We start from the raw sequence: 25825 nt of genomic DNA on the forward strand, positions 1-25825 counted from the left end.
CGACTTAATTGTGCACAACGGTAATCCTCCCGCTCATGCTGCCGCCCACGAGCAGCGACCGGAAGAGGACCGCCATGACCATCCTGCTGCACCAGTATGACAGCTCGCCCTTTTCCGAAAAGGTGCGTGTTTGCCTCGGCATCAAGCAGCTCGCCTGGGCCGCGGTCGACCAGCCGGTGATCATGCCCAAGCCCGATCTGCTGGCGCTCACCGGCGCCTATCGCCGAATCCCGGTAATGCAGATCGGCGCCGACATCTATTGCGACAGCGTGCTGATCGTGCGCGAGCTGGAACGCCGCTTTCCCAGCCCCTCGCTCTTTCCCACCGGCAGCACCGGGCTCGATCAGGCGTTGGCGCAATGGACCGACCGCTCGTTCTTCCAGGCGGCGGTCGGCGTCATCTTCGGCGGCTTGGGTGACAAGGTCGATCCCGCCTTCCGCGCCGATCGCGAGAAATTGAGCGGCGCGCCCTTCAACCCGGAGGCGATGGCCGCCGCCGTCCCCTATATGGCCGCGCAGCTGCGCAGCCACGCCGCGCTGGTGAGCGATCAACTTGCCGACGGCCGCGCCTTCCTCACCGGCGACCGCCCCGGCCTCGCCGATACCAACGCCTTCTACAATCTGTGGTTCGTGCGTTCCTTCCACGCCCCGGCGGCAGACGCCTTCCTCGATCTGCCCGGCCTCGCCGCCTGGTATGACCGGGTGGTGGCGATCGGCCATGGTGATCGCGGCGCGGCCACGCGGGAGGATGCGATCGCGGCCGCGCGCGACGCCACGCCCGCCCCCGCCAGCGTCGATCCCGCCGATCAGGCGCTCGCCGGCCGCACCGTCACCGTCGCCGCCACCGATTACGGTCGTGATCCGGTCGCGGGCCGACTCGTCGGATCATCGCCGCACCATTGGTCGATCGCGCGTGATGACGACCGCGCGGGATCGGTGGTCGTCCACCTGCCCCGGCTCGGCTTCGCGCTAACACCCGCCCACTGATTGTTGCGCCATTTCCGCGGTACACAGCGGAAAGGATGCGCGCATCACGGCGATGGAAACGATAAATAAACCCTGAGCGTGTCATCCGGGTGTCGTGAAACTGCCGTTCAGCCCTGGTCCGGTCCCCGTGCCTTTATGGCAGCTGCTGGGTATCCGGAATGGTGACGACCCGGAATTGTGGGGGCGGTTGCGCGCGACTCAGCTGTTTGTCGGCCGCCGACTCGCGCTGTTCCTGCTCGCCGCCAATCTGTCGGGCGCGGTTGCGGTGTCGATTCTGTTCAACGGGCGCGTACCGCATTGGTGGCTCGCGACCTGGTTCGTCGGGCTGGTCGCGGTATCGACCCTCATCACCCTTCGCCGCCTCAACACGCGGCATCTGGCGGAGGGGCAGGCCTCGCTGCAGGAGATGCGGGACACCGCGCTCGAAGGGCTCGCGCTCGCCGCGATCTGGAGCTTCCCGCCGCTCGTCTTCGCCGCCACCGCGCCGGCGGCGACCTTCGACCTGTGGATGATCCTGTCGGTGCTGATGACCGCGGCTGCCTTCGCCATGGCGCCGCTGGTTCTTGCCGCGCTCAGCTTCATCGGCGGCGTCGCGGCCTCTGCGATCCTCCTGCTACTGCTCCAGCAAGCGATCATCCCGGCGCTCGCGACCTTGATCTTCGCCGCGCTGCTGGTCGCCGCCTGCATCACGCGCGCCCGGTTCCATGTCATGCTGCGCGCGATCGAGCTGAACCTCTCCGACAGCAATGAAACCGTCAGCCTGCTGCTCGGCGAGTTCGAGGATTCGCGCGCCGACTGGCTGTGGGAAACCGATGCGCAGCGGCGGCTCTGCCGCGTCAGCACTCGGGTTGCCAGTGCGCTCGGCTACACCCCCGATCAGCTGGAGGGCATGTCGCTGCTCCAGGCGCTCGCTGGCCCCAGCTGGGACACCGGCGATTTCAGCCCCGGGCTCCGCCTGCTCGCCGACAAGCTGAAACGGCGCGAGCCGTTCCGCGATCTGGTGCTGCCGGTGATCGTCGGCGGCAAGCAGCATTGGTGGGAAATCACCGCCAGCCCGCGCCACGACGAAAGCGGCCGTTTCGTCGGCTTCCGCGGCGTCGGCTCCGACGTCACCGAACAGCGCACGTCGGCCGACAAGATCAACCGGCTGGCCCGCTTCGACGCGCTCACCGGCCTTCCCAACCGGCTCTACGTCAACGAGGCGCTGGCGCGCGCGCTGGCGGAGGCGGAACGCTGGGGCAGCCGCGCCGCGTTCATGATGATCGACCTTGATCGCTTCAAGGCGGTGAACGACACGCTTGGCCATCCGATCGGCGATCGCCTGCTGGGCCGCGTTGCCGAGCGGCTCGGCCAGCTCATCACCGAAAACGAGCTGATCGGCCGGCTCGGCGGCGACGAATTCGCCGTCGTCGTCAATGATGCGACTGATCCGGCGCGGGTCGAATCGCTCGCCCGCACAATCATCGACACGCTGTCGCAACCCTATGAGGTCGATCAGCACACGCTCTACATCGGCGCTTCGGTCGGCGTCGCCACCTCGCCGCGTGACGGCCGCACTGCGGAAACGCTGATCCGCTCGGCCGATCTTGCGCTCTATCGCTCAAAGGACGCCGGCGGCGGCGTCTTCCACGCCTATGAGCCGCAGCTTCATGTCGATGCGGAGGAGCGGCGCGTGCTCGAAATGGCGCTGCGCAAGGCGCTTGACCGCGGCGAGCTGCAGCTCGACTATCAGCCCGTCGTCGATGCGACGAGCGAGCGTCTGTCCGGCTTCGAGGCGCTGCTGCGCTGGCACAATCCCGAATTCGGCACGATCTCGCCCGCGAAATTCATCCCGCTGGCGGAGGAGACCCGGCTGATCGGGCCGATCGGCGAATGGGTCGTGCGCACCGCCTGCGAGGAGGCGACCCGCTGGCCCGATGACGTGCGCGTCGCGATCAACGTCTCGCCCGAACAGCTGCACAACCCCAATTTCGTCGCGGTCGTCGCCCGCACGCTCGCCAGCACGAAGCTCGCGCCGCACCGGCTGGAACTGGAGGTCACCGAAAGCGTGTTCATGCGCGAGGGGACCGGCGCGGTGAAGGTGCTGGACCGCATCCTCGAACTGGGCGTGCGGCTCAGCCTCGATGATTTCGGCACTGGCTATTCATCGCTCGGCTATCTGTCGCGCACGCGCTTTTCCTCGATCAAGGTCGACCGCAGCTTCGTGACCGCCGCGGCAAAGGGCGTGCCGGAGGCGCTGGCGATCATCCGCGCGGTCGTCGCGCTCGCCGGCAGCCTCGGCATGGCGACGACGGCAGAGGGGGTGGAAACCTCCGACGAACTGACGCTCGTACGCGCGCTCGGCGTCTCCAAGATCCAGGGTTTCTACTTCGGCCGCCCGCTCCCGGTGAGCGAGGCACGCGCCCTGGCTGGCCGGACGGGCCCCGCGTTTCGTGCCGCTTGAACCTTTGCGCCAGGGCCGCTAAGGGCCGTGTCGCTGCAGGGGTGTAGCTCAGCTGGTTAGAGCGTCGGTCTCCAAAACCGAAGGCCCTCGGTTCGAATCCGAGCTCCCCTGCCAAGCATCCGGTGCGGCCAGGCCGCACGATCCGGCGGACATATCCGGCGCCACGATCTCCCGCGCGCCCTGCCGCCCCTCACGACCCGTCCCTTTTGCGCGGCATGCCGTGCGCCCTTGCTCTTGACGGCGCGCATCGCTATTTCGCTGGACGCATCCGACAGCGCGGACGGCTTTTTCATCGTTTCCCCCCGGGGACGCGGTAGAAGGCACATGCCCCGCTCGCGGTATCGAACGATTAAAAGGCTAACGCACGTGGCGAAGACGTCCCCGATCGAGTTCATCAACCAGGTTCGTGCCGAGACCAGGAAGGTCGTGTGGCCGAGCCGGCGCGAAACGATCATGACCGGCGTCATGGTGATGATCATGACGACCATCCTGGCGCTCTTCTTCCTTGGCGTCGACACGGTCTTCAACGCGATCGTCAACGCCCTGCTCAGCCTGGCCAAGTAAGAAAAAGGACGCGCCCGCAACATGCCACGCTGGTACATTATCCACGCTTATTCGGGCTTCGAGGGCAAGGTTCGCGACGCGATCATGGCCGAGGCCAGCCGCATGGGCCTCGAACAGCTGGTCGAGCGGATCGAAGTGCCCACCGAGACGGTGCAGGAAGCGCGTCGCGGCAAGAAGGTCCAGGTCGAGCGCAAGTTCATGCCGGGCTATGTGCTTGCCAAGCTCGAGATGACTGACCAGGTCTATCACCTCGTCAAGAACACGCCCAAGGTCACCGGCTTCCTCGGTTCCTCGGGCAAGCCGCAGGCGGTGAGCGAGGCGGAGGCCGCGCGCATGCTCAACAGCAAGGAAGAGGCCGCCGCCGCGCCGAAGACCAAGATCAAGGTCGATTTCGAGATCGGCGATTCGGTCAAGGTGCTCGACGGCCCGTTCGCGAGCTTCAACGGCACCGTCGAGGAACTCGATTTCGACAAGGCCAAGGTCAAGGTGTCGGTGTCGATCTTCGGCCGCGCCACCCCGGTCGAACTCGACTTCGAACAGGTCGAACGCAGCAAGTAATCGCACGGCTCCGCTCTCCTTCCCGCCATCCGGCCGGGAGGGAGAGCGCCGTCACGCAGCGGCGCTCATTGCCCTGCCGCCACCGCCGTCATCGGCCGCGGCCAAAGCGCCGCTCCAGCCACGGCCTGACGATCAGCGCATTCACGTCGACCACAGCATGCAGCAGCATCGCGGCCCATAACAGCCCGGTCGACAGATACAGCCACCCCAGCCCCGCGCCGACCAGGCCAACCGCGATCATCCCGCCGCGCCCCTGGTAGCGGTGCGCCAGCGTGAACAGCGCCCAGCCCAGCACGCAGCCGATCGCCGCGCTCCCGGTCACGATCGCCGCCAGCAGCGGCACCGTCAGCCGGAAGAACATTTCCTCCGCCACCCCTGCGGTCACCGCCAGCACGAACGCGGCGCCGGTCTCCTGACGCGTGCGCGCGATCGCGGGTGAGCGGTACGTCGGCCCGATCACGCGCCATTTGCGCCATAGCGATACCGCCAGCAGCCCCGCCCCCAGCAGGAAGCCGCCGCCGATCGCCAGCGCCGTCTCGCGCAGCGCCACGCCATCAAGGGGAAGGATACCAAAGGCGCCGTGCAGCTCGGGCGGCAACACCGCCACCGCCTCGACCCGCCCGATCAGCGCCAGCGCCACCAGCGAGGTCGCGCCGTACATGCCCGCGATCCCCGCCGCCCAGCCAAGCGAGGCGCGCGGCCGCGAGGGGGAAGCGCCGCGCACCGCGTCGGCGATCCGCGCGGCGATGCTGCGCCGGCTGCGCAGCGCATGGGCGATCAGCGCGATCGCCCCGATCAACAGCGCCAGGGCCGGCAGCACCCCCGCCGACATGCCCGCCGACGTCCCCGCCAGCATCAGCGCGGCCGGTTCACCGCGGCCCGGTCACGCCCGCCGCATCAGCGGTTCAGGCGGTGCTCGCCGCGTACCCAGCGCACCGTGCCCGACGAGGCGCGCATGACGACACTCTCGGTGGTCATGATCTTGCCCTTGCGCTTCACGCCTTCCAGCAGCGACCCGTCGGTCACGCCGGTCGCGGCAAAGATGCAGTCGCCCTTCGCCAGCTCGGTCAGGTCATATTGCTTGTCGAGGTCGGTGATGCCCCATTTGCGCGCCCGGGCCCGCTCGTCCTCGTTGCGGAACAAGAGCCGCCCCTTGAACTGGCCACCGACGCAGCGCAGCGCCGCGCAGGCCAGCACGCCTTCCGGCGCCCCGCCCGACCCCATGTACATGTCGATCGTCGTGTCGGGATCGGTCGTCGCGATCACGCCAGCGACGTCGCCGTCGCCGATCAGCACCACGCCGCACCCGATCGAGCGCAGCTCGGCGATCATCTTCTCGTGGCGCGGGCGATCCAGCACGCACACGATGATCTCGTTGGGCTCGACGCCCTTCGCCGCGGCCACTGCCTTGACGTTCTCGGTCGGCGACTTGTCGAGGTCGATCACGCCCTCGGGCAGCCCCGGGCCGACCGCCAGCTTTTCCATGTACACGTCGGGCGCGTTCAGCAGGCAGCCTTCCTCGCCGATCGCCAGCACGGCCAGGCTGTTGGGGCCAGCCTTGGCGCAGATGGTGGTGCCTTCCAGCGGATCGAGCGCGATGTCGATCTTCGGCCCGGTGCCCTGCGCCGCGCCGACCTTCTCGCCAATGTACAGCATCGGCGCCTCGTCGCGCTCGCCCTCGCCGATCACGACCGTGCCGTCGATGTCGAGCGTGTTGAGCGCCTCGCGCATCTTCTCGACCGCGGCTGCGTCGGCAGCCTTTTCGTCGCCGCGCCCGATCAGGGTGGAGGCGCCGATCGCCGCCGCTTCCGTCACGCGAACCATTTCAAGCACCAGAACGCGATCAAGCACCTTGCTGGGTGTCGGCATTCAATCCCCCAAAGAAAAATCGTTGTTTCGCCGATGCGATAGGCATCAACCGCGACCGTGTCGAGACGCCGCTTGCCCGCCCGCCGTCGCCGAGCGACAAGTGGCCGCATGGCGAAGCTGAAGGTCTATCGCACCCCCGCTGGCTTTCACGACGCCTATGTCGCGGCGACCAGCCAGAAGGCGGCGCTCGCGGCATGGGGCAGTGATGCCAATCTCTTCGCGCGCGGCATCGCGGAGGAAGTGACCGACCCCGCGCTGATGGCCGCCCCGCTCGATCACCCGGGTGAGGTGATCCGCGTCGCCCGCACGATGGACGACGCCGACGAGCCCCCACCCCGCCGATCGACGCGCGCCCCGTCGAAAGCGAGCGCGCCGGAAACCCCCGCCGCAAGGGCCAAGGGCCGGCCGCAGCCCAAGGCAGCACCCAAGCCCAAGCCCAAGCCGGAGCCTAAGCCAAAACCGAAACCCAAGCCAAAGCGCACCAGACTCGACCAGGCCGACGCCGCCCTCGCCGCGGCCGAGGCGCGTCACAAGGCAGAACGCGAGGCGCTGCGCCGCGAGGAACAGGCGCTCGCCGCCAAACGCCGCGCGCTCGACAAGGCGCAGGCCGCCGAGCGCACCCGGCTCGATCGCCGCCGCATCGACGCACGGGAGGCGTATGAGGCCGCGCTCGATCAATGGCGCGAGCCATGATGACCAGTGATGCCGGGTCGCCCGCGACGTCGCCCCTCACCCCTACCCCCGCCCCCTGCTAGCACCGGCGCGATCATGGAAAGCGACACGATCCTTCCCGCCTTCGCCGCCTGGTTCGACCTTGCGGGGCTCGCCGTCTTCGCCGCCTCGGGCGCGCTGGCCGCGGCCCGGCGCGCGCAGACGCTGGTGACGTTGCTCTTCTTTGCCCTCATCACCGGCGTCGGCGGGGGCACGATGCGCGATCTCCTGATCGGCGCGCCGGTGTTCTGGATCGTCGACAGCCGCGCGTCGACCGTGTGCCTTGGCGTCGGCCTGCTGATCTGGGTCACGCCCGAACGCTGGTGGCGCGGCCAGGCGCTCGACTGGTTCGATGCCGTCGGGCTCGCCGCCTATGCCGTCTACGGCGCGGCCAAGGCGATCGGCTATGGCGTGCCGCCGGTTCCGGCCTTTGTGATGGGAGTGGTCACCGGCTGCGTCGGCGGCATCATCCGCGACGTGCTGGCCAACGAACCCTCGATCCTGATGCGGCCGGAACTCTATGTGACGGCTGCCGCGCTCGCCGCCGCGCTCTACGTCGGCCTCACCTATGTCGCGCTCCCCGGTTGGGCAGCGGCGATGATCGCCGCCTCTGCCGGCTTCGCGCTGCGCGCCGCGGCGATCCACTGGCAGATCCACCTTCCCGCCTATCGCGGCCGGCGCTGATCCTCAGTTGCCGCCCCCCGGCAACCGCACCCCGGCCTCGGTGAACGGCAATATGTCGGCGGCAGGCGCATCGCGCTCGCCCAGCGCGCATTGCCACAGACCGACGTCGATCCAGCGGCCATATTTGTGGCCCACCGCCTCCAGCACGCCGACGGGGCGAAATCCGACCGCCTCGTGCAACCGCACCGATCGGTCGTTGGGCAGCGTGATGACCCCCATCGCCTGGGTGAAATGCTGCACGCGCAGCGTCTCCAGCAGCGCCTGGTACAGCCACCGCCCGATGCCGCGCCCGCGCGCCTCGGGCGACAGGTAGATCGACGTTTCCACCACATGGCGATAGGCCGCACGCTCGCGGAACCGGCCGGCATAGGCATAGCCGGCGATCGTCTCGCCCGCCGGCCCGGCCACCGTCGCCACCAGCCAGGGATACAGCCCGTCCGTGCCCGTCATGCGCAGCGCCATCTGCGCTTCGTCGGGCGCCTCGGTCTCGAACGACACGACGTCACTGGTGACGAAGGGGGCGTAGATGGCGGCGACCGCAGCGGCGTCTCCCGCCCGTGCCGCGCGGATCGCCAGCGTCACCGCTGGACCGCGACCGTCAGCGCGCTGATCCGCCCACCCTCCAGGATGCCGCGCACCCGCGCGCGTCGCGGTGCGGCACCGGCGACGCCTTGCGTGCCATAGATGCTGAGCTCGCCGGTGCCGTCGCTGCGGCAGCGGACGTCCAGCGATTGCGCATCGGCCAGTCGCGCCGCCATCCGCCGCACCTCCGCCAGCACGCCGGCATCGACCGGCTTGCCGCCCGCCGTCAGCCGGTCAAGCATCACCGGATTGCCCGTCGCCGGCGCGGCGGTCAGCTGCAACTCATAGGTCACGGTACCGCAGGTGAACCGTCCCGACAGGCTGCGGGGCGAGGCCGCCTGCACCGTCACTGCCGCGGCCGGCTCCGGCGCGCCGCCGGCGGGCGCCGCCGCCTGCACCAGCAACAGCGCCGCACCCATCATGGTTACAGGGCCGACGATCACAGACCCAGCCGCGCCAGCAGCAGGTCCATCAGCCGTGCGTCGCTCGCCGTCGCCTGCTGCGGCCCCAGCCCGCCGCACTCCAGGCAGCGTGCCTGCACGCCGCCGCCCGCGGCCAGCCGCCGCAGGTCGCCCGCCGCCTGCGCCATCGCCTGGCGCTGGACCCAGCCGATCCGCGCAAAGGCGTCGGCCGGCGCTGCGCCGCTGTCCTCCTCGCGGCTACCGATCTGCTGCACGATCTGGCTCGCCCAGGTCGGCTTCTTCTCCAGGTAGTTGGGCTTGGCCGTGTCGGGGTCCAGCTTCGCGCGGCGCGCCGCTTCCTTGATCGCGTCGTTCAGCGAACCGAAGCGATCGACCAGCCCGATCTGCCGCGCCGTGCCGCCATCCCACACGCGGCCCTGCGCGATCTCGTCGACCCGCGCGACGGGCAGCTTGCGCGATTGCGACACCAGCCGCACGAACTCGCGATAGCCATGCTCGATGGTCGATTGCAGCACCATGTCGGTCTGCTCGTTCAACCCACCCAGAAGGTCCGGCTGCCCGGCCAGCGGCGTCAGCTTCACGCCATCGGTGGTGATGCCGATCTTGGCCAGCGTTTGCTCGAACGTCGGGACGAGGCCGAAAATGCCGATCGATCCGGTGATCGTCTGCGGCTCGGCAAAGATCACGTCGGCCGGGGTCGACACCCAATATCCGCCCGACGCAGCCAGCCCGCCCATCGACACGACGATCGGCAGCCCCTGCCGCTTGGCCTGCAGCACCGCGGCGCGGATCTGCTCGGACGCCATCACCGACCCGCCCGGCGAATCGACCCGGACCACCAGCGCCTTCAGCTTGTTCTGCGCCAGCCCGTCGAGGATGTACTTGGAAATCGTCTCGCCGCCGGCGGTGCCCGGCGCGGCCTTGCCATCGACGATCTCGCCCGCCACCGTCACGACGCCGATCTCGCCGCCATTGGGCGCCGGATTGGCGCTGACATAGGCGGCATATTTGATCTGGTTGAACCACCCGGCGGGCTTGCCGCTCTCAGTACCCGCCAGCTCGGCGACGCGGCGGCCGAACGCCAGGCGATCACCGATCTTGTCGACCATGCCGGTCGCCAGCGCCACCTTGCTGATGTCGCCCTGTGCCGACCGGGCGAGCTCGGCCGGCTGCTCCAGCCAGCGGGCGATCTGCGCCTTTGGCCGGGCGCGGGCGACGCCGTCCTTCCACTGGTCCAGCAGCGATCCGTACAGCGCCTCCGACGCCGCGCGCGATTCCGCGCTCTCGTCGGTACGGGTATAGGGCTCGACCGCCGACTTGAACTTGCCGACGCGGAACACGTGGACGTCGACGCCCAGCTTGTCGATCAGCCCCTTGTAGTACAGCCGGCTGCCGCCCGGACCGGACAGCGCGATCCCGCCCAGCGGCGCTGTCCAGATCTCGCTCGCCGCCGCCGCCAGGCGATAGCCGCCATCGGTATAGGCGGTGGCAAATGCCAGCACCGGCTTCCCCGCCTGCCGCGCGCGCAGCAGCGCATCGGCAACCTCGGCCAGCGTCGCCGGATAGCCGCCACCGAACCGGTCGAGATCGAGGACGATCGCCTTGACCTGCGCGTCATCCTTCGCCGCGTCGATCGCGCGCACCACGTCGCGCAGCCGGTATTGCTGGCCGATCTGCTGCCCCGACACCAATGCCAGCGGGTCCACTTCCTGGGGCTGCTCGACGATCGGGCCGTTCAGCGCCAGCACCAGCGCGCCGTCCTTGATCGACGGCGCGCTCGGCCGCGAATTCAGCGCCGCGAACAGCAGCGCAAAGAACAGCAGCATCGCGACGAGCACGAGCGCGTCCTTGATGCCGACCAGCAATTTCCACGCGCCGCGAACCAGCTTCATCATGTTTTCCCGGGATAATCGTCGATCGATCTAGCCGATGGTGTATGGCATCAGCAATACGCGCCCTCACTTAGCGCGCGCGCCGCGCGTCCCGGCCCGGAACGTCCCCGGTCACAGCATCAGGGTCACAGCATCAGGGCCAAAGCGCCTGCGCCGCCGCCCAGCCGCTCGCCCAGGCCCATTGGAAATTATATCCGCCCAGCCAGCCGGTGACGTCCACCGCCTCACCGATCACATACAGCCCCGGCACCTTGCGCGATTCCAGCGTCTGTGACGAAAGGTCCGCGGTCGATACCCCGCCCACCGTCACCTCCGCCTTGGCGAACCCCTCGCTGCCATTGGGCACGAAACGCCATGCCGCCAGCGCCTGCTCCGCCGCCGCCAGCTTCGCGTCGGACAAATTGGCCAGTTCCCCGCGCAGCCCCAGCATCTCCGCCAACGCATCCGCCAGCCGCTGCGGCAACGCCCCGGCGAGCAGCTTGCCGACGCCGGCGCGCGGCGTCGCCCGCTTCGCCTCGCGCAGCCAGCCCTCCCCGCGATCGGGGACGAGGTCGACGATGATCGGGTCGCCATGCCGCCAATAGGATGACACCTGAAGGATCGCCGGCCCCGACAGCCCACGGTGCGTGAACAGCATCGCCTCACGGAACGCCGCCTTCCCCGCCCGCGCCACGACCGGGGTCGCGACACCCGCCAGCGCGCGAAACGGATCGTCCCCGCCCAGCGTCAGCGGCACCAGCGCCGGGCGTGGCTCCACCACCTTCATCCCGAACTGCCGCGCCAGGTCATAGGCGAAACCGGTCGCGCCCATCTTGGGGATCGACGGCCCGCCCGTCGCCACCACCAGCGCGCGCGCCGTGAACGGAACGTTCCGTCCCCCGCCGATCGCCACGCGAAACCCGTCAGCCCCATGCTCGACCCCGCCGACCGGCCGGCCAAGCGCGAAATCGACCCCGCCCCTGGCGCATTCCTCCAGCAGCATCGCCACGATCTGCCGCGCGGAACCGTCGCAGAACAATTGCCCCAGCGTCTTTTCGTGCCAGGCAATCCCGTATCGCTCGACCAGCGCCAGGAAGTCGGCGGGCGTGTAGCGCGCCAGCGCCGATCGCGCGAAATGCGGGTTGGCCGACAGGAAGCGGTCGGGCGCGGTGCCGATGTTGGTGAAATTGCACCGCCCGCCGCCGGAGATCAGGATCTTCTTCCCGGCCTTTTCGGCATGGTCGATCACCAGCACGCGCCGCCCGCGCTGCCCGGCGACCGCGGCACACATCAGCCCCGCCGCGCCGGCCCCCAGCACGATGGCGTCATAATCCTGCGCGGTCACGTCCGGTCAGTGCAGCTTGGCGATCGACAATCCGTCGCGCTTCGCCTGCTCCTTCACCGATTCCTCGCTACGGGTCAGCGCCTTGGCGATCGCCTTCAGCGCCATGCCCTTCTTGGCCAGCGTGTGCAGCTTCTGGATTTCGTCCGGCTTCCACGGCTGGCGATGTCGTTCAAAGCGTTCGGCCATGGCCATATCCTACTCTATCCAGCGTCCACCGTCATCCCGCGCGGGATGAGCGGCGCCTGTCACCGCTCGCGAGTCGCCGCGAAGGTGACCTTGGAATAACGATCGGCGATATATCCGACTTCCCACGCGCTCTTCGCCAGGAACACCGGATTGCCGTCGCGATCCTTGGCCAGCGCGCCGCGGTTCAGATCGGTGAATTCCTTCAGCGCGGCGGGATCGTCCGAGGATATCCAGCGCGCGGTGTCGAACGGCGATGGCTCCAGATTGGCGGCGACCTTATATTCCGCCTCCAGCCGCGACAGCAGCACTTCCAGCTGAAGCTGCCCGACGACGCCGATGATCCAGTTCGATCCGATCTCGGGATAGAACACCTGGATCACGCCTTCTTCGCTGAGGTCATCCAATGCCTTGCGCAACTGCTTGGTCTTGGTCGGATCCTTCAGCGCGACGCGGCGCAGGATTTCCGGCGCGAAGTTCGGCAGGCCGGTGATCCGCACCCCCGGCTTCTCGCTCAGCGTATCGCCGACGCGCAACGTGCCGTGGTTGGGAATACCGATGATGTCGCCCGGAAACGCCTCGTCGGCGATCTCGCGATCCTGGGCGAAGAACAGGATCGGCGAATGGACCGCGATCGGCTTGCCATGCCCGGTCGGGGTCAGCTTCATGCCGCGCTTGAACGTGCCCGAGCACAGCCGCATGAACGCGATCCGGTCGCGGTGCTGCGGGTCCATGTTCGCCTGCACCTTGAAGACGAAGCCGGTGACGTCCTTCTCGTCGGGCTGCACCGGCGCGGGCTCGGCCGGCTGCGGGCGCGGCGGCGGCGCGTATTCGGCCAGCGCGGCGATCAGCTCGGCGGGGCCGAAATCCTTCAGCGCCGACCCGAAATAGACCGGCGTCAGGTCGCCGGCGCGATACGCCTCGGGGTCGAACGCGGCATAGCCCGCCTGCGCCAGCTCGATCTCCTCGGCGATCTCGGGCGGCAGTTCGGGCGCATCCTCGACCCGCCCCTGGAACGTGCGGCTGTCGCCATCCGGGCGGCTGATGCGGTTGGTCTTCAGGTCAAGCACGCCCTGGAACGTGCCGCCCATGCCGACCGGCCAGCTCATCGGGCACACGTCCAGCGCCAGCATGTCGGCAATCTCGTCGAGCAGCTCGAACACCGGCCGCCCCTCGCGATCGACCTTGTTGACGAAGGTGATGATCGGCACATTGCGCAGGCGGCACACCTCGAACAGCTTGCGCGTCTGCGCCTCGATGCCGCGCGCCGCGTCGATCACCATCACCGCCGAATCGACCGCGGTCAGCGTGCGATACGTGTCCTCGCTGAAATCCTCGTGGCCCGGCGTATCGAGCAGGTTGAAGAACACGCCGTCCTTCTCGAACGTCATGACGGAGGACGTGACGGAGATGCCGCGCTGCTGCTCGATCTTCATCCAGTCCGATCGCGCGCGCCGGTTCTGCCCCCGCGCCTTCACTTCGCCCGCCAGGTGGATCGCGCCGCCGACATACAGAAGCTTTTCGGTCAGCGTCGTCTTGCCGGCGTCAGGGTGCGAGATGATCGCGAAGGTACGGCGGGGGGATGGCATCAATGAATCCTGCGAACGTAAGGGCGCGCTTCGACTTTGCGGTTCGGGCAGACCCCGCGTGGCACGCAGCCGATCGGAGCGTGGCTGGCACGCCCCTTCAACATGCGAACGGCAGAAGGGTCAGGAACGCGGAGTCGCGCGCTCGGCTATATAGGCACTCACCGCGTCAAAGGTAGCGTCCAGCGTCACGAACGCTTCCTCGCGCTCGAACAGGTCGCCGACGCGCGCCGGCAATGCGGGGCTGAGGCCCGTCGCCCGCTCCACCGCCTCGGGGAATTTGGCCGGGTGCGCGGTCGCCAGCGTCACCGTCGGGCAATCGAACGCGGCGCTGCGCGCGGCCGACAGCGCGATCGCGGTATGCGGGTCGATCAGCGCGCCGGCATGTTCATGCGCCCAGCGCATGGCCAGCGCCATGCCGTCGGCATCGACGCTCGCGCTCGCCAGATGCGCCGCCGCGCCGCCATGCTGCGCATTGGTCAGCCGCATCGCCTTCGACGCCTCGAACCCCTGCATCTGCGCCGCCAGCGCCGCCCCGTCGCGATCGCCCAGGTCGAACAGCAGCCGCTCGAAATTTGACGACACCTGGATATCCATCGACGGCGTGGCGGTCGGCACCACCGTGGCGGAGGAATAATCCCCGGCGGACAGCGCGCGGTGGAGGATGTCGTTGACGTTGGTGGCGACGATAAGCCGCTCGATCGGCAGCCCCATGCGCGCGGCGACATAGCCGGCGAAGACGTCGCCGAAATTGCCCGTCGGCACGCTGAACGCGATCGGCCGCCCCGGCGCGCCCAGCCGAACGGCGGCGTGGAAATAATAGACCACCTGCGCCATCAGCCGCGCCCAGTTGATCGAATTGACCGCGCTCAGCCGGAATCGCCCGGAAAAGGCGGGGTCGTTGAACATCGCCTTCACCAGCGCCTGCGCCGTGTCGAAATCGCCGCGGATCGCGATATTGTGGACGTTGGGCGCGCGCACCGTCGTCATCTGCCGGCGCTGAACGTCGCTCACGCGGCCGGCGGGGTGGAGCATGAAGATGTCGATCTTCTCGCGCCCGGCAACGGCATCGATCGCCGCCGACCCGGTATCGCCGCTGGTCGCGCCGACGATGGTCAGCGGCGCGCCATCGTCATCCTTCAGGAACCGCTCGAACAACAGACCCAGCAGCTGCAGCGCCACGTCCTTGAACGCCAGCGTCGGGCCGTGAAACAGCTCCAGCACCCATTGGTCGTGGTCCAGCTGGCGCAGCGGCGTGACCGCGGCGTGCGAAAAGCGGCCATAGGCCTGCTCACACAGCGCGCGCAGCTCGTCCCGGCTCAGCGAGTCGCCGATGAACGGCGCCATCACCGCCACCGCGGTATCGACATAGGACAGGCCGGCCAGCCCCGCGATCTCGTCGGCGCTCAGCGTCGGCCAGTGATCGGGCACGTACAGGCCGCCGTCCGACGCGAGCCCCGCCAGCGTCGCGCCGCGAAAGTCAAGCGTAGGGGCTGCCCCGCGAGTGCTGATGTACCGCATGGACGTGCGCGTTAGCCCGGCGACCGCCCCCTCGCAACCGCGCCCTCCTTGCCCGCCGCCTAGCTCAGCTTCGCGCTGTCGGTCAGCGGCGTGGCCGGGTCAGGCGCGGCTTGCCAGCCGCCGGCGCAGCGCGACGAGGTAGATCAGCGCGGCGACCGCGGCGAAGAAGAACCATTGCCCGGCATAGGCCAGGTGATTGTTGGGGACGAGGCCGATGTCTGGCCGGCTGTTGGCGGTCAGCCCCGCGGCTGGCTCGGCCGCGACCAGCAGCATCTCCTTGGGCGCTGCGCGGAACAGCGTGGCGATCAGCGGCGTCTGGTCGGGCGCATGGCTGATCCAGCCGCGCACCACGCCCCCGCCCCACTCGACCATCTTCGTCGGGTCGCGAGTCGTGCCCAGCTGCACCTTGATCGGCACGCCCCCGCCCGGCGTCAGGCAAGTGGCGATCAGGCGATAGCCCGCATTGCCCGCGCCTGCGCGGGTGATCCCGGTCACCTGCGCGCATTCGGCGACGCTGGCGCGGAACAGCAGCGAATCGTCCGGGCTGCGCGGAAACGGCACCGCCGGCCGCGACGGGTTGGCGGCGAGCTGCGCCAGCTGCGCCTCCTTCTGCGGCAGGCGCACGCGCAACTGCCACAGGCCAAGGCCGATCATCGTGGCAACCGCCAGCGCGACGATGATGGTGGGAAGGATTGGCAGCCGCCTCATGCCGCCCGCCCTGCCCTGCCGCCGCCCCCGCTGGCAAGGTCACATCGCATGGCGGGGCTGGTGGCATCCCCAAACGCGAACGGGCGCGGCTCCGGTGGAGCCACGCCCGCTTGCTTGTCGATCCAGTGGATCGGGTCGTCGGTCAGCCGTGGACCGGTGCGCCCCAGCCACCCCAGATGTAGATGGAGACGAACAGGAACAGCCACACCACGTCGACGAAGTGCCAGTACCAGGCGGCGGCTTCGAACCCGAAATGCGCCTTGGGCGTGAAGTCGCCCTTATAGGCGCGCATCAGGCAGACGATCAGGAAGATCGTGCCGACGATGACGTGGAAACCGTGGAAACCGGTCGCCATGAAGAACGCCGCGCCATAGTTCAGTCCCTTGAACGGGAACGGGGCGTGCATGTACTCATAGGCCTGGATCATGCTGAAGATCAGGCCGAGGACGACCGTGACCCACAGGCCCTTCAGCACGCCGTCGCGGTTGCCGACGCCGATCATGCCCCACAGGCCGGTCTTCTCGCCGCCACGCTGGTTGTGGATCAGCGCATGGTGCGCCCAGGTGATGGTGGTGCCCGACAAAAGCAGGATCAGCGTGTTGAGCAGCGGCAGTTCGAAGGCGTTGATCACCTCCATGCCCTTGGGCGGCCACTGCGCGGCCAGCGCCGCACCCTCGGTCACGCGCTCCACCGCGCCGTCGACGAAGACGATCGCATCGGGGAACAGCGCGAAATCGAAATAGGCCCAGAACCAGCCGACGAAGAACATCACCTCGGAGGCGATGAACAGGATCATGCCATAGCGGAAATGCAGCTGCACGACCGGCGTGTGATCGCCCGCGCGGCCTTCGCGGATGACGTTGCGCCACCAGCAGAACATCGAGAACAGCACAGCCGCCAGGCCGGCGAAGAACAGCCAGCCGCCGCCGTTCGGCTTGTCGACATGGCCTCCGTGCATCCACATGATGCCGCCAGCCGCCATCGCCAGCGCCGAGAAGGAGCTGATGATCGGCCAGGGATCGGGTGGGAGAATGTGGTAATCGTGGTTCTTGGCGCCGGCCATCGGGCTCTTCCCCTGTTGGTACCCTGTGTTTTGCGTTCGCTTAGCTGGACGGCTTGCCCGAATCTACCGGGTAAAACGTATAGCTGAGCGTGATGGTCTCGATATCCCGCGTGTCGGGATCCTCAAGGATTTTCGGATCGACGAAATAGATGACGGGCATCCGCATCGTCTCGCCGGGCTTCAACGTCTGTTCGGTGAAGCAGAAACATTCGATCTTGGTGAAATATTGCCCCGCCTGCCCCGGCGTCACGTTGAACGTGGCGGTGCCGGTGGTCGGCACGGCGGCGCGGTTGGTCGCGGTGAAGAACGCCATGTTGCGCGCGCCGATCACCACCCGCTGGTTGGGCTGTTCGGGCGTGAAGCGCCACGGCAGCTTGCCGTTGGTGTTGGCGTCGAAGTCGATCTTCATCTCGCCAGCGACGGCGCCCGGCGCCTCCAGCCCGCGCTGCGTGGTGCCGTTGAACCCGGTCACCTGGCAGAACAGGCGGTACAGCGGCACGCTGGCGAAGGCGAGACCGGTCATGAACAGGAGGCCAAGCACGGCAAAGGCAGCGGTACGCCCCTTGCCCGAAATACGTGCCAACATCAGTGCGCGAGACCCTCTCTGATCTTCACGATGGAAATGGCGAACACCAGCACCACGAACGCGCCCAGCAACACCGCCATCACGACCGCGCGGCTCTTCTGGCGCCGGCGGATGAGGTCCCGATCATCAATCATGCAATCCACCGATCGGCGACAAGCGCGCCAAACACCACAAACAGGTACAATACGGAAAATTTGAACAGCGCCTTTTCGGGCAGCATCTTGTCGTCCGCGGCCGTGGTGCGCCGCGCGACGCGCCACGCCAGGACGCCGAACCACGCCGTCATCACGCTCGACACCACGCCATAGATCGCGCCGGTCAGCCCCAGCGGCCACGGCGCGACCGCCACGATCGCCATCGGGATGGTGTAGAGGCCGATCTGGTGCCGCGTCACCTTCTCGCCCGCCACGACGGGCAGCATCGGCACGCCGGCATTGGCGTAATCGGTCTTCACGAACAGCGCGAGCGCCCAGAAATGCGGCGGCGTCCACAGGAACACGAACATGAACAACAGCAGCGGCAGCAGCGCGACATCGCCCGTCGCCGCGGCCCAGCCGATCAGCGGCGGAAACGCGCCCGCCGCCCCGCCGATGACGATGTTCTGCGGCGTCCGGCGCTTCAGCCAGACGGTATAGATCAGGACATAGAACAGGATGGAGATGGTCAGGATCGCCGCCGCCGCGACGTTCAGCGCCAGCCCCATCAGGATCACCGAGAACGCGCCCAGCCCGACCCCGAAATGAAGCGCCGACTGGCGATCCATCCGCCCGGCGGGCAGCGGCCGGCCCATCGTGCGCTTCATCACCGCATCGATGTCCGCTTCATACCATTGGTTGAGCGCCCCCGCCGCGCCCGCGCCCAGCGCGATGCACAGGATCGCGGTGAAGCCGAGCACCGGGTGGATCGTCACTGGCGCCGCCAGCATGCCGCACAGCCCGGTGAACACCACCAGGGTCAGCACGCGCGGCTTGGTCAGCGCGAGGAAGTCCCGCCAGTCGGCAGGCGGCAAAAGGGGGCTTGCTGGAGTCATGGAACTGGGGGCGGGCATAGTCTCTTGTCGCGCCTGGGGAAAGTGCGGATGCGCGCACGCGCCGGCGATCACGTCTGGCGGATCACCCGTGCGGCGCGCGTTGCTGCCGGCGATCAGCCGTGCAGCACGTGATCCTTGTCGCGCACGGTACGCGCGCTGTTCGCCGGATGCGCCGGATCCTCATAGCCAAAGGCGATGCCGAACAGGAGCTTGTGGTCATCGCCGACCCCCAGTTCGCGGTGCACGATCTCGGCATGGTGGCTCAGCGCCCCTTGCGCGCACGATGCCAGGCCATTGGCGGTCAGCGCCAGCATGAACGACTGCGCATACATGCCGCAATCGGCCGCCTCGCGCATCCCCGCCCAGGCCGGGATGAACAGGAACATGGCGTGCGGCGCGTCGAAGAAGCGGAAATTGCGCAGGAACGATTCGGTCCGCGCCGCGACATCCTCGCGCGCCACATTGGTCGCCGCGAACAGCGATTTGGCCGCATCGATCTGCCGCCCGCGATAATGGCCCGGATAGGCGCCGGTCAGCGGAAAATCAGGCGTCATCTTGGTGCCGCTCTTGGCCGCATCGTGCAGCACGGTGCGCATCCGCTCCGCCGACGCCCCCGACACGACATGCGCGGTCCACGGCTGGACGTTGCAGTTGGACGGCGCCAGCTGCGCCATCTCCATCACCCGCTCCAGCAGTTCGGCGGGCACCGGATCGGGCTTGAACCCGCGCACCGAACGCCGCTCGCGCAGCAGCCGCTCCAGCGTCGCACTGTCGCCGGACGGGGCATTTGCCTGCGCGCCCGCCTGCTCGTTTCTTGCCGCCGCTGCTGTCGTCGCCATCACCCACTCCTAAGTCACTCGTTCGAATCTCCTTGCCTCACTGCCGCCGCGAAGTCACCATCGCCGGCAAAAGACGTAAAAATGGAGAGGCACGATGTACGACCTGATCATTCGGGGCGGCACGATCGTCGATGGATCGGGCGCGGCCCCGACCCGCGGCGATGTGGCGATTTCCGGCGATCGCATCGTCGCGATCGGAACCGTTAGCGGCCCGGCCCGCCGCGAAATCGACGCCACGGGAAAGCTCGTCACCCCCGGCTGGGTCGATATCCACACCCATTATGACGGCCAGATCACCTGGGCCTCGCGCATGGACCCCTCCTCGACGCTCGGCGCCACCACCGTCGTCGTCGGGAATTGCGGCGTCGGCTTCGCCCCCGTCCGCCCGCAGGATCACGACACGCTGATTCGCCTGATGGAGGGCGTGGAGGACATTCCCGGCGCCGCGCTGCACGAAGGGCTGTCGTGGCAGTGGGAAAGCTTCGGCGAATATATGGATGCCGTCGACCAGCTCCCGCACGACATCGACGTCGCCGTTCAGGTGCCGCACGGCGCGCTTCGCGTGTACGTGATGGGCGAGCGCGGCGCGAACCGCGATCCGGCGACGCCGGAGGAGAATGAGGAAATGCGCCGCCTCACCGCGGAGGCGATCCGCGCCGGCGCGCTCGGTTTCTCCACCACCCGCACGATGGTCCACCGCACCGCCGACGGCGATCTCACCCCCACCGTGCGCGCCGCGCGCGAGGAGATGGAGGCGATCGCCCGCGGCATCGCCGACGCTGGCTCGGGCGTCCTCCAATGGGTCTCCGATTTCCAGGAAATGGACGAGGAGTTCAGCCTCGTCCGCGACCTCACGAAGATCGCCGGCCAGCCGCTGAGCTTCTCGATGGTTCAGGCCGATGTCGTGCCCAACCAGTGGCGCGAACTGACCCAGCGCCTCGATGCCGCCGTCGCGGAAGGCTATCCGCTGAAGGCGCAGATCGCCGGCCGCCCGGTCGGGCTGATGCTCGGCCTGCAAGGCTCGGTCCACCCCTTCATCAGCCGGCCCAGCTATCGCGAGATCGCCGACCTGCCGCTGGCGGAGAAGGTCGCCCGGATGCGCGATCCCGAGTTCCGCGCCCGCCTCATCGCCGAGGCACCGATGAAGGATCATCCCTTCGTCAATTCGGTCGCCGGCGCGCAGCACAAGATGTTCCGCATCACCGACCGCGTGGACTATGAACCCGATCCCTCGACCAGCCTCGCGGCGGAGGCAGAGCGGCTCGGCGTCCACCCCGATGAACTCGTCTATGATGCTTTGCTCGAGGACGAGGGCCGCGCCTTCCTGTTCTTCCCGATGCACAATTACGTCGAGGGCAATCTCGACAACGTCCACGCGATGATCACCAATCCCAACACGCTCTCGGGCCTGTCGGACGGCGGCGCGCATGTCGGCGCGATCTGCGACGTCAGCCTGCCCACCTTCATGCTGACCCACTGGTGCCGCGATCGCACGCGCGGGCCTCTGCTGGACCTTGCCGACACGGTGAAGCAGCAGACCCGCGACACCGCGCTCGCCGTCGGGCTTGCCGACCGCGGGCTGCTCGCGCCCGGCTATCTCGCCGACGTCAATGTCATCGATTTCGACCAGCTCGAACTCGGCAAGCCGTACATGATCTACGACCTCCCCACCGGCGCGCGCCGCCTGATGCAAAAGGCGAAGGGCTATGTGGCGACGATCAAGTCGGGTCAGGTCATCTATCAGGATGGCGAGCCGACCGATGCCCTGCCCGGCAAGCTGATCCGCGGCCGCCAGCCTGCCCCCGCCCCTGCCGCTGGCGCGGGCCGACAGGCGGTTGCTGCCTGACATGCCACCGCTCATCATCGAGGCCGCGCTGAACGGCGCGACGCCGAAATCGCGCAATCCCAACGTGCCGGTCAGCCCGGACGAACTCGCCAGCGAGGCGCTGGCCGCGATGGAGGCCGGCGCCGCGATCGTCCACACGCATATCGAGCGGATGGACATGACCGGCGACGCCGCGGTCGATCGCTATTTGGCGGCCTATGCCCCCGTGCTGGCGGCGCGGCCCGACGCGATCCTCTGGGGCACCGTCGCCACCGGCCCCGATGTGGAGGCGCGCTTCAGCCATTATCGCGGCCTCGCCCGCGCCGGCGTTCGCATGGGCGCATTCGATCCCGGCTCGGTCAATCTCGGCACGCACGGCCCCGACGGCCTGCCCGGTGCCTCGGTCCTCTACGCCACCACCTATCGCGACATCGCCTGGCTTGCCGACCTGCACGAACAGGAAAAACTCGGCCCGGCGATCGCCATCTACGAACCCGGTTGGCTGCGTACTACGCTGGCCTATGAACAGGCCGGCCGCCTCCCCGCAGGCACCTTCGTGAAGCTCTATTTCGGCGGCCGCTACAATTTCCTCGACGGCAAGCGCAGCAACGTCACCTTCGGGCTTCCGCCAACGGAGAAGGCGCTCGACGCCTATCTCGAAATGCTTGAGGGCTCGTCGCTCCCCTGGGCAGTCGCCGCGATCGGCGATTGCGTCGTGGAAACCGGCCTTGCCAAGCTCGCGATCGAACGCGGCGGCCATGTCCGCGTCGGGCTGGAGGATTTCGGCGGCGAGCGTCAGCCCGGCAACCTGGAGCTGATCGCGGAGGTCGTTGCGCTGGCGAAACAGGCCGGCCGCGCGGTCGCCACACCCGAACAGGCAGCCAAGATTCTCGGTCTGCCGCGATGAGGCCAGCCCCGTGTCAGACGTGGCCAATCGTCTCCGCAGACAGGCCAATGTTCTCCGGCAACAGGCCGGACTGACCCCATTACAATTCCAGGAGAGGCCACATGTTCGATCTGTTGGTGAAGAACGGCACGGTCGTCGACGGCACCGGCGCCCCCCGCTTCCGCGGCGATGTCGCGGTGCAGGGCGACCGGATCGTCGCGGTCGGCCAAGTGTCTGGAACGGCACGTGAAACCATCGACGCCGACGGCTGCATCGTCACCCCCGGCTTCGTCGATATCCACACCCACTATGACGGCCAGGTCTCCTGGGACCAGATTCTCGCCCCGTCCTCGATCAACGGCGTCACCTCCGCCGCGATGGGAAATTGCGGCGTAGGATTCGCCCCCGCCCGCGCCGACAAGCACGACTGGCTGATCCAGCTTCTGGAGGGGGTGGAGGACATTCCCGGCACCGCTCTGGCGGAGGGGCTGACGTGGAATTGGGAAAGTTTTCCCGATTATCTCAATGCCTTGAGCGAGCGTGAATATACCATCGATCTCGGCGCCCACATGCCCCATGCAGCACTTCGCGCATACGTCATGGGCGACCGCGGCGGCGACCATCTGGCCCGCCCGACGCAGGGCGAGGTCGATCGCATGGCCACCCTCACCGCCGAGGCGATGGAGGCCGGCGCGCTCGGTTTCTCCACCTCGCGCACCCATGCGCACCGCAGCCGCGATGGCCTCAACATCGGCACGCTGACGGCGGAGGATCCCGAACTGCTCGGCATCGCCGCCGCGCTGCGGCAGACGGGGAAGGGCGTCATCCAGTTGATTTCCGACGCTTATCTCACCGCCGACGATGATTTCGCCGCCGCCGAACTCCAGCTAATCCGCCGCCTCGCCACCACCAGCGGCCGCCGAGTCTCCTTCACCGTGCAGCAGACCGACGACGCGCCCGACCGGTGGAAAAGCATCTATCGCGAGATCGATCAGATGGTCGCCGACGGCCTCCCCGTCAGCGCACAGGTCGCCCCCCGCCCGATCGGCGCGATCCTCTCCTTCGCCTCCACCACCAACCCCTTCGTCGTCGCCCCCACCTACCGCCGCATCGCCGCGCAAAGCGCCAAGGTCGACGCACGGCTGGAGGCGCTGGCCGATCCGGCCGTGCGCTCGGCGATCCTCGCGGAACATGCCGGCTTCCACGCCAGCGAAGGCTTTATCGCCCTGATCACACGCGGTTTTTCGCGCATGTTCCGGATGACCGATCCGGTCGATTACGAACCGCACGAAAGCCAGTCGATCGCCGCCGAGGCCGCCCGCGCCGGCGTCGATCCCGCCGCCTATGTCTATGACGCACTGATGGAGGAAGGCGGCCGCCGCCTCCTCTACATGCCGCTGATCAACTATGCCCGCGGCAACCTCGACGACGTACACGGCATGATGACCGGCAATCATGTGCTCTACGGCCTCTCCGATGGCGGCGCGCATTGCGGCACGATCTGCGACGGCAGCTTCCCCACCACCACGCTCGCGCTCTGGTCACGCGGCAACAAGGCCGGCCTCAGCACGCCGATCGAATCGCTGGTGCACGGCTACAGCCAGAAGAACGCCGCGCACGTCGGCTGGCACGATCGCGGGGTTCTGGCACCCGGCTATCTCGCCGACCTCAACGTCATCGCGCTCGACGACCTCGCGCTCGCCCCGCCCGAGATCGTGCAGGATCTGCCCGCCGGCGGCACCCGCCTCCTGCAACAGCCGCGCGGCTACAAATGGACGGTGAAGTCCGGCGTGCCGACCTTCGCCCGCGGCGAATGGACCGGCCGCACACCCGGCCGGCTGGTACGCGGCGCCCGCAGCCTGAGCTGAGCCGCCCCTTGCCTTCTGGCCGATGGCCGGCATAGGCGGGCGGCGAAGCTGCTGCCGGCCATGCCGCGCCGGCGTGCGGCTCGTCACGCGGCCATGATCGCCGCCACCCGCCATGTTGGACAGCGCCGCCAGATATGAACGTCGACCTTTTTGATTTCGATCTTCCACCGGAACGGATCGCGCTTCGGCCGGCGGCACCGCGCGACTCCGCGCGCCTGCTCGTGCTAGACGGCGCCGCAACCCGCGACCGGATCGTGGCGGATCTGCCCAGCGAATTGCGCGCCAACGACATTCTGGTCTTCAACGATACGCGCGTGATCCCGGCCCAGCTCGAAGGAACGCGCGGCGAGGCGCGGATCGGCGCCACGCTGCACAAGCGCGAGGGGCCGCGTCGCTGGCGCGCCTTCATCCGCAACGCCAAGCGGCTTCGCCCCGGCGACACGATCGATTTCGGCGCAGACGTTTCGGCCACCGCGAGCGATCGCGCGCAGGACGGAAGCTTCGCGCTCGACTTCGCCGGCGAGGAGCCGGTCGAACTGCTGCTGGAACGTGCCGGCCGAATGCCGCTGCCACCCTATATTGCGGCCAAGCGACCCACCGATGCGCGCGATGCCGATGATTACCAGACGATGTTTGCGCGCGAAGCCGGCGCCGTCGCCGCGCCCACCGCCGCGCTGCATTTCACGCCTGACCTGATCGCGGCGCTGGACGCAGCAAAGATCGCCCACACCACGCTCACGCTGCATGTCGGCGCGGGCACCTTCCTTCCGGTGAAGGCGCAGGACACCGCCGATCACCAGATGCATGCGGAATGGGGCAGGATCGACGCGCCGACCGCCGATCGGTTGAACGCGGTCCGCGCATCAGGCGGCCGGGTCATCGCCGTTGGCACCACCTCGCTTCGCCTGATCGAAAGCGCCACCGACAGCGACGGAATCATTCAGCCGTTCGAAGGCGACACATCGATCTTCATCACGCCCGGCTACCGCTTCCGCGGGATCGACGGCCTCCTGACCAACTTCCACCTCCCGCGCTCGACACTGTTCATGCTGGTATCGGCGCTGATGGGGCTGGATCGGATGCAGGCAGCCTATGCGCATGCCATCGCAAACGATTACCGCTTCTATTCCTACGGCGACGCCTCGCTGCTCCTGCCCTGACCGCAGGGCGGATCAGCTCGCCGCGATCAACGCCGTCGATTCCGCATCGGCCCAGTCACGCGCCCCGCTGACCCGCCACAGCTCGCGCCCGTTGGCATCGAGCATGATCGTCATCGGCAGGTTCGCCTTGTAGGCCAGGCTCAGGCCGAGCTCGGGATCGACATAGGGCACCAGCCGCGTCAGCCGCTGCTCGGCGAAGAAGGGGGCGACCTTCTCGCGCTGCATGTCCTGGCTGACCGCGAGCACATGCACCTTGTCCCCGGCGATCGCCCCCGCAGCGTTGAGGCTGGGCATTTCCTTGATGCACGGCGCGCACCATGTCGCCCACAGGTTCAGCAGCACCGGCTTCCCGCGGAAATCGGCAAGGCTCACCTTCTTGCCGCTCGCATCGAAGAAGGTGACGGCGGGCGCCGCTTCGCCCTGATGCGAGCGGTCGACCTTGCCAGCCATGCTGGCTGCCGACTTGCTCCCCACCACCTCATCCGGCGCCACCTCATCGGGGCTGGCATCGCCCGCCCCTGCGACGTTCGCTTGC

Annotated in this window: 26 protein-coding genes and 1 tRNA gene; 11 read left to right on the forward strand and 16 right to left on the reverse strand. The window is 68.2% G+C overall.

The genetic code is table 11. The annotated features are described in order from the left end of the window. Positions 1–74: 74 nt before the first annotated feature. The 5 genes from L8F96_RS04445 to nusG all read left to right on the forward strand — a co-directional run bounded on the left by L8F96_RS04445 (position 75) and on the right by nusG (position 4551). The gene (locus tag L8F96_RS04445; protein WP_334655228.1) at positions 75–986 is read left to right on the forward strand and encodes a glutathione S-transferase family protein; all 912 of its coding nucleotides are present in this window, start codon (positions 75–77) and stop codon (positions 984–986) included. 127 nt (positions 987–1113) lie between these two features. Continuing rightward, a complete protein-coding gene (locus L8F96_RS04450; RefSeq protein ID WP_334655230.1) occupies positions 1114–3429 on the forward strand; it encodes a putative bifunctional diguanylate cyclase/phosphodiesterase in 2316 nt (771 codons plus the stop codon). 37 nt (positions 3430–3466) lie between these two features. Then, positions 3467–3543: transfer RNA gene (locus L8F96_RS04455), tRNA-Trp, on the forward strand. Positions 3544–3795: 252 nt separating this feature from the next. Next, positions 3796–3993 (forward strand): preprotein translocase subunit SecE, encoded by a 198-nt coding sequence (gene secE / locus L8F96_RS04460; RefSeq protein ID WP_046407863.1) that lies wholly within the window; start codon positions 3796–3798, stop codon positions 3991–3993. A gap of 21 nt (positions 3994–4014) precedes the next feature. Next, the gene (nusG, locus tag L8F96_RS04465) at positions 4015–4551 is read left to right on the forward strand and encodes a transcription termination/antitermination protein NusG (RefSeq protein ID WP_046407860.1); all 537 of its coding nucleotides are present in this window, start codon (positions 4015–4017) and stop codon (positions 4549–4551) included. An 88-nt stretch (positions 4552–4639) separates the two neighbouring features. Here the strand turns inward: nusG and L8F96_RS04470 are convergent, their stop codons facing one another. Next, positions 4640–5407 (reverse strand): CPBP family intramembrane glutamic endopeptidase, encoded by a 768-nt coding sequence (locus L8F96_RS04470; RefSeq protein WP_334655234.1) that lies wholly within the window; start codon positions 5405–5407, stop codon positions 4640–4642. 41 nt (positions 5408–5448) lie between these two features. Then, on the reverse strand, positions 5449–6420 hold the full coding sequence (gene glpX, locus L8F96_RS04475) for a class II fructose-bisphosphatase (protein WP_046407859.1): 972 nt from the start codon (positions 6418–6420) through the stop codon (positions 5449–5451). 108 nt (positions 6421–6528) lie between these two features. On the opposite strand from glpX, the gene L8F96_RS04480 reads away from it, so the two are divergent. Both L8F96_RS04480 and L8F96_RS04485 read left to right on the forward strand, forming a co-directional pair. Continuing rightward, positions 6529–7113, forward strand: coding sequence for a hypothetical protein (locus tag L8F96_RS04480; RefSeq protein ID WP_136450719.1), 585 nt, complete (start codon positions 6529–6531; stop codon positions 7111–7113). A gap of 75 nt (positions 7114–7188) precedes the next feature. Next, positions 7189–7815 (forward strand): trimeric intracellular cation channel family protein, encoded by a 627-nt coding sequence (locus L8F96_RS04485; RefSeq protein WP_046407856.1) that lies wholly within the window; start codon positions 7189–7191, stop codon positions 7813–7815. Between the two features lie 3 nt (positions 7816–7818). Here the strand turns inward: L8F96_RS04485 and L8F96_RS04490 are convergent, their stop codons facing one another. From L8F96_RS04490 to L8F96_RS04550, 13 genes are all read right to left on the reverse strand, one after another. Beyond that, a complete protein-coding gene (locus L8F96_RS04490) occupies positions 7819–8397 on the reverse strand; it encodes a GNAT family N-acetyltransferase (protein ID WP_334655237.1) in 579 nt (192 codons plus the stop codon). After that, positions 8394–8840: a hypothetical protein gene (locus L8F96_RS04495; protein ID WP_334655239.1), complete on the reverse strand. Its 447-nt coding sequence runs from the start codon at positions 8838–8840 to the stop codon at positions 8394–8396. The genes L8F96_RS04490 and L8F96_RS04495 overlap by 4 nt, the downstream gene beginning before the upstream one ends. Then, positions 8837–10711, reverse strand: coding sequence for a signal peptide peptidase SppA (sppA, locus tag L8F96_RS04500; protein WP_334655240.1), 1875 nt, complete (start codon positions 10709–10711; stop codon positions 8837–8839). Before sppA ends, L8F96_RS04495 begins: the two co-directional genes overlap by 4 nt. Before the next feature lie 133 nt (positions 10712–10844). Then, on the reverse strand, positions 10845–11981 hold the full coding sequence (locus tag L8F96_RS04505) for a BaiN/RdsA family NAD(P)/FAD-dependent oxidoreductase (RefSeq protein WP_417158942.1): 1137 nt from the start codon (positions 11979–11981) through the stop codon (positions 10845–10847). A gap of 60 nt (positions 11982–12041) precedes the next feature. Beyond that, the gene (locus L8F96_RS04510) at positions 12042–12221 is read right to left on the reverse strand and encodes a hypothetical protein (RefSeq protein WP_046407892.1); all 180 of its coding nucleotides are present in this window, start codon (positions 12219–12221) and stop codon (positions 12042–12044) included. A 59-nt stretch (positions 12222–12280) separates the two neighbouring features. Beyond that, complete coding sequence (locus L8F96_RS04515) at positions 12281–13807, reverse strand: peptide chain release factor 3 (protein ID WP_046407851.1); 1527 nt, start codon at positions 13805–13807, stop codon at positions 12281–12283. Between the two features lie 120 nt (positions 13808–13927). Beyond that, positions 13928–15325: a threonine synthase gene (gene thrC / locus L8F96_RS04520; RefSeq protein ID WP_334655242.1), complete on the reverse strand. Its 1398-nt coding sequence runs from the start codon at positions 15323–15325 to the stop codon at positions 13928–13930. Positions 15326–15424: 99 nt separating this feature from the next. After that, positions 15425–16033 (reverse strand): SURF1 family cytochrome oxidase biogenesis protein, encoded by a 609-nt coding sequence (locus tag L8F96_RS04525; protein ID WP_136450725.1) that lies wholly within the window; start codon positions 16031–16033, stop codon positions 15425–15427. 142 nt (positions 16034–16175) lie between these two features. After that, the gene (locus L8F96_RS04530; protein WP_046407846.1) at positions 16176–17096 is read right to left on the reverse strand and encodes a cytochrome c oxidase subunit 3; all 921 of its coding nucleotides are present in this window, start codon (positions 17094–17096) and stop codon (positions 16176–16178) included. 40 nt (positions 17097–17136) lie between these two features. Beyond that, positions 17137–17682, reverse strand: coding sequence for a cytochrome c oxidase assembly protein (locus tag L8F96_RS04535; RefSeq protein WP_046407844.1), 546 nt, complete (start codon positions 17680–17682; stop codon positions 17137–17139). Continuing rightward, positions 17682–17816: a hypothetical protein gene (locus tag L8F96_RS04540; RefSeq protein WP_269430559.1), complete on the reverse strand. Its 135-nt coding sequence runs from the start codon at positions 17814–17816 to the stop codon at positions 17682–17684. The genes L8F96_RS04535 and L8F96_RS04540 overlap by 1 nt, the downstream gene beginning before the upstream one ends. Then, complete coding sequence (locus L8F96_RS04545; protein ID WP_125944185.1) at positions 17813–18712, reverse strand: heme o synthase; 900 nt, start codon at positions 18710–18712, stop codon at positions 17813–17815. The genes L8F96_RS04540 and L8F96_RS04545 overlap by 4 nt, the downstream gene beginning before the upstream one ends. Before the next feature lie 113 nt (positions 18713–18825). Continuing rightward, positions 18826–19551 (reverse strand): nitroreductase family protein, encoded by a 726-nt coding sequence (locus L8F96_RS04550; RefSeq protein WP_082102720.1) that lies wholly within the window; start codon positions 19549–19551, stop codon positions 18826–18828. 94 nt (positions 19552–19645) lie between these two features. On the opposite strand from L8F96_RS04550, the gene L8F96_RS04555 reads away from it, so the two are divergent. The 4 genes from L8F96_RS04555 to queA all read left to right on the forward strand — a co-directional run bounded on the left by L8F96_RS04555 (position 19646) and on the right by queA (position 25290). Further along, positions 19646–21397 carry an N-acyl-D-amino-acid deacylase family protein gene (locus tag L8F96_RS04555; protein WP_334655243.1) on the forward strand — a complete coding sequence of 584 codons (1752 nt, stop codon included), beginning with the start codon at positions 19646–19648 and terminating at the stop codon, positions 21395–21397. Position 21398: 1 nt separating this feature from the next. After that, positions 21399–22283: a beta-keto acid cleavage family enzyme gene (locus L8F96_RS04560; RefSeq protein ID WP_334655244.1), complete on the forward strand. Its 885-nt coding sequence runs from the start codon at positions 21399–21401 to the stop codon at positions 22281–22283. A 101-nt stretch (positions 22284–22384) separates the two neighbouring features. Beyond that, positions 22385–24130, forward strand: a complete 1746-nt coding sequence (locus tag L8F96_RS04565; protein ID WP_334655245.1) for an N-acyl-D-amino-acid deacylase family protein — start codon at positions 22385–22387, stop codon at positions 24128–24130. Between the two features lie 134 nt (positions 24131–24264). Beyond that, a complete protein-coding gene (gene queA / locus L8F96_RS04570; RefSeq protein WP_334655247.1) occupies positions 24265–25290 on the forward strand; it encodes a tRNA preQ1(34) S-adenosylmethionine ribosyltransferase-isomerase QueA in 1026 nt (341 codons plus the stop codon). 12 nt (positions 25291–25302) lie between these two features. Here queA and L8F96_RS04575 read toward each other — a convergent pair whose 3' ends face one another. Continuing rightward, complete coding sequence (locus tag L8F96_RS04575; protein WP_334655248.1) at positions 25303–25740, reverse strand: TlpA family protein disulfide reductase; 438 nt, start codon at positions 25738–25740, stop codon at positions 25303–25305. Positions 25741–25825 lie beyond the last annotated feature (85 nt).

The organism is Sphingomonas panaciterrae, from assembly GCF_036890205.1.
In the GTDB taxonomy this organism is placed as follows: Bacteria; Pseudomonadota; Alphaproteobacteria; order Sphingomonadales; family Sphingomonadaceae; genus Sphingomonas; species Sphingomonas panaciterrae.

Excerpts from the sequence above, each read along its gene's own strand:
- L8F96_RS04555 (WP_334655243.1), top strand. The coding sequence starts at position 19,646 with ATGTACGACCTGATCATTCGGGGCGGCACGATCGTCGATGGATCGGGC.
- L8F96_RS04510 (WP_046407892.1), bottom strand. The coding sequence starts at position 12,221 with ATGGCCGAACGCTTTGAACGACATCGCCAGCCGTGGAAGCCGGACGAA.
- L8F96_RS04485 (WP_046407856.1), top strand. The coding sequence starts at position 7,189 with ATGGAAAGCGACACGATCCTTCCCGCCTTCGCCGCCTGGTTCGACCTT.
- L8F96_RS04480 (WP_136450719.1), top strand. The coding sequence starts at position 6,529 with ATGGCGAAGCTGAAGGTCTATCGCACCCCCGCTGGCTTTCACGACGCC.
- L8F96_RS04515 (WP_046407851.1), bottom strand. The coding sequence starts at position 13,807 with ATGCCATCCCCCCGCCGTACCTTCGCGATCATCTCGCACCCTGACGCC.
- L8F96_RS04550 (WP_082102720.1), bottom strand. The coding sequence starts at position 19,551 with ATGGCGACGACAGCAGCGGCGGCAAGAAACGAGCAGGCGGGCGCGCAG.
- L8F96_RS04565 (WP_334655245.1), top strand. The coding sequence starts at position 22,385 with ATGTTCGATCTGTTGGTGAAGAACGGCACGGTCGTCGACGGCACCGGC.
- thrC (WP_334655242.1), bottom strand. The coding sequence starts at position 15,325 with ATGCGGTACATCAGCACTCGCGGGGCAGCCCCTACGCTTGACTTTCGC.
- L8F96_RS04540 (WP_269430559.1), bottom strand. The coding sequence starts at position 17,816 with ATGATTGATGATCGGGACCTCATCCGCCGGCGCCAGAAGAGCCGCGCG.
- L8F96_RS04505 (WP_417158942.1), bottom strand. The coding sequence starts at position 11,981 with ATGTGTGCCGCGGTCGCCGGGCAGCGCGGGCGGCGCGTGCTGGTGATC.
- L8F96_RS04530 (WP_046407846.1), bottom strand. The coding sequence starts at position 17,096 with ATGGCCGGCGCCAAGAACCACGATTACCACATTCTCCCACCCGATCCC.
- sppA (WP_334655240.1), bottom strand. The coding sequence starts at position 10,711 with ATGAAGCTGGTTCGCGGCGCGTGGAAATTGCTGGTCGGCATCAAGGAC.
- L8F96_RS04445 (WP_334655228.1), top strand. The coding sequence starts at position 75 with ATGACCATCCTGCTGCACCAGTATGACAGCTCGCCCTTTTCCGAAAAG.
- L8F96_RS04575 (WP_334655248.1), bottom strand. The coding sequence starts at position 25,740 with ATGGCTGGCAAGGTCGACCGCTCGCATCAGGGCGAAGCGGCGCCCGCC.
- L8F96_RS04525 (WP_136450725.1), bottom strand. The coding sequence starts at position 16,033 with ATGAGGCGGCTGCCAATCCTTCCCACCATCATCGTCGCGCTGGCGGTT.
- queA (WP_334655247.1), top strand. The coding sequence starts at position 24,265 with ATGAACGTCGACCTTTTTGATTTCGATCTTCCACCGGAACGGATCGCG.
- L8F96_RS04470 (WP_334655234.1), bottom strand. The coding sequence starts at position 5,407 with ATGCTGGCGGGGACGTCGGCGGGCATGTCGGCGGGGGTGCTGCCGGCC.
- L8F96_RS04560 (WP_334655244.1), top strand. The coding sequence starts at position 21,399 with ATGCCACCGCTCATCATCGAGGCCGCGCTGAACGGCGCGACGCCGAAA.
- glpX (WP_046407859.1), bottom strand. The coding sequence starts at position 6,420 with ATGCCGACACCCAGCAAGGTGCTTGATCGCGTTCTGGTGCTTGAAATG.
- L8F96_RS04535 (WP_046407844.1), bottom strand. The coding sequence starts at position 17,682 with ATGTTGGCACGTATTTCGGGCAAGGGGCGTACCGCTGCCTTTGCCGTG.
- L8F96_RS04545 (WP_125944185.1), bottom strand. The coding sequence starts at position 18,712 with ATGACTCCAGCAAGCCCCCTTTTGCCGCCTGCCGACTGGCGGGACTTC.
- nusG (WP_046407860.1), top strand. The coding sequence starts at position 4,015 with ATGCCACGCTGGTACATTATCCACGCTTATTCGGGCTTCGAGGGCAAG.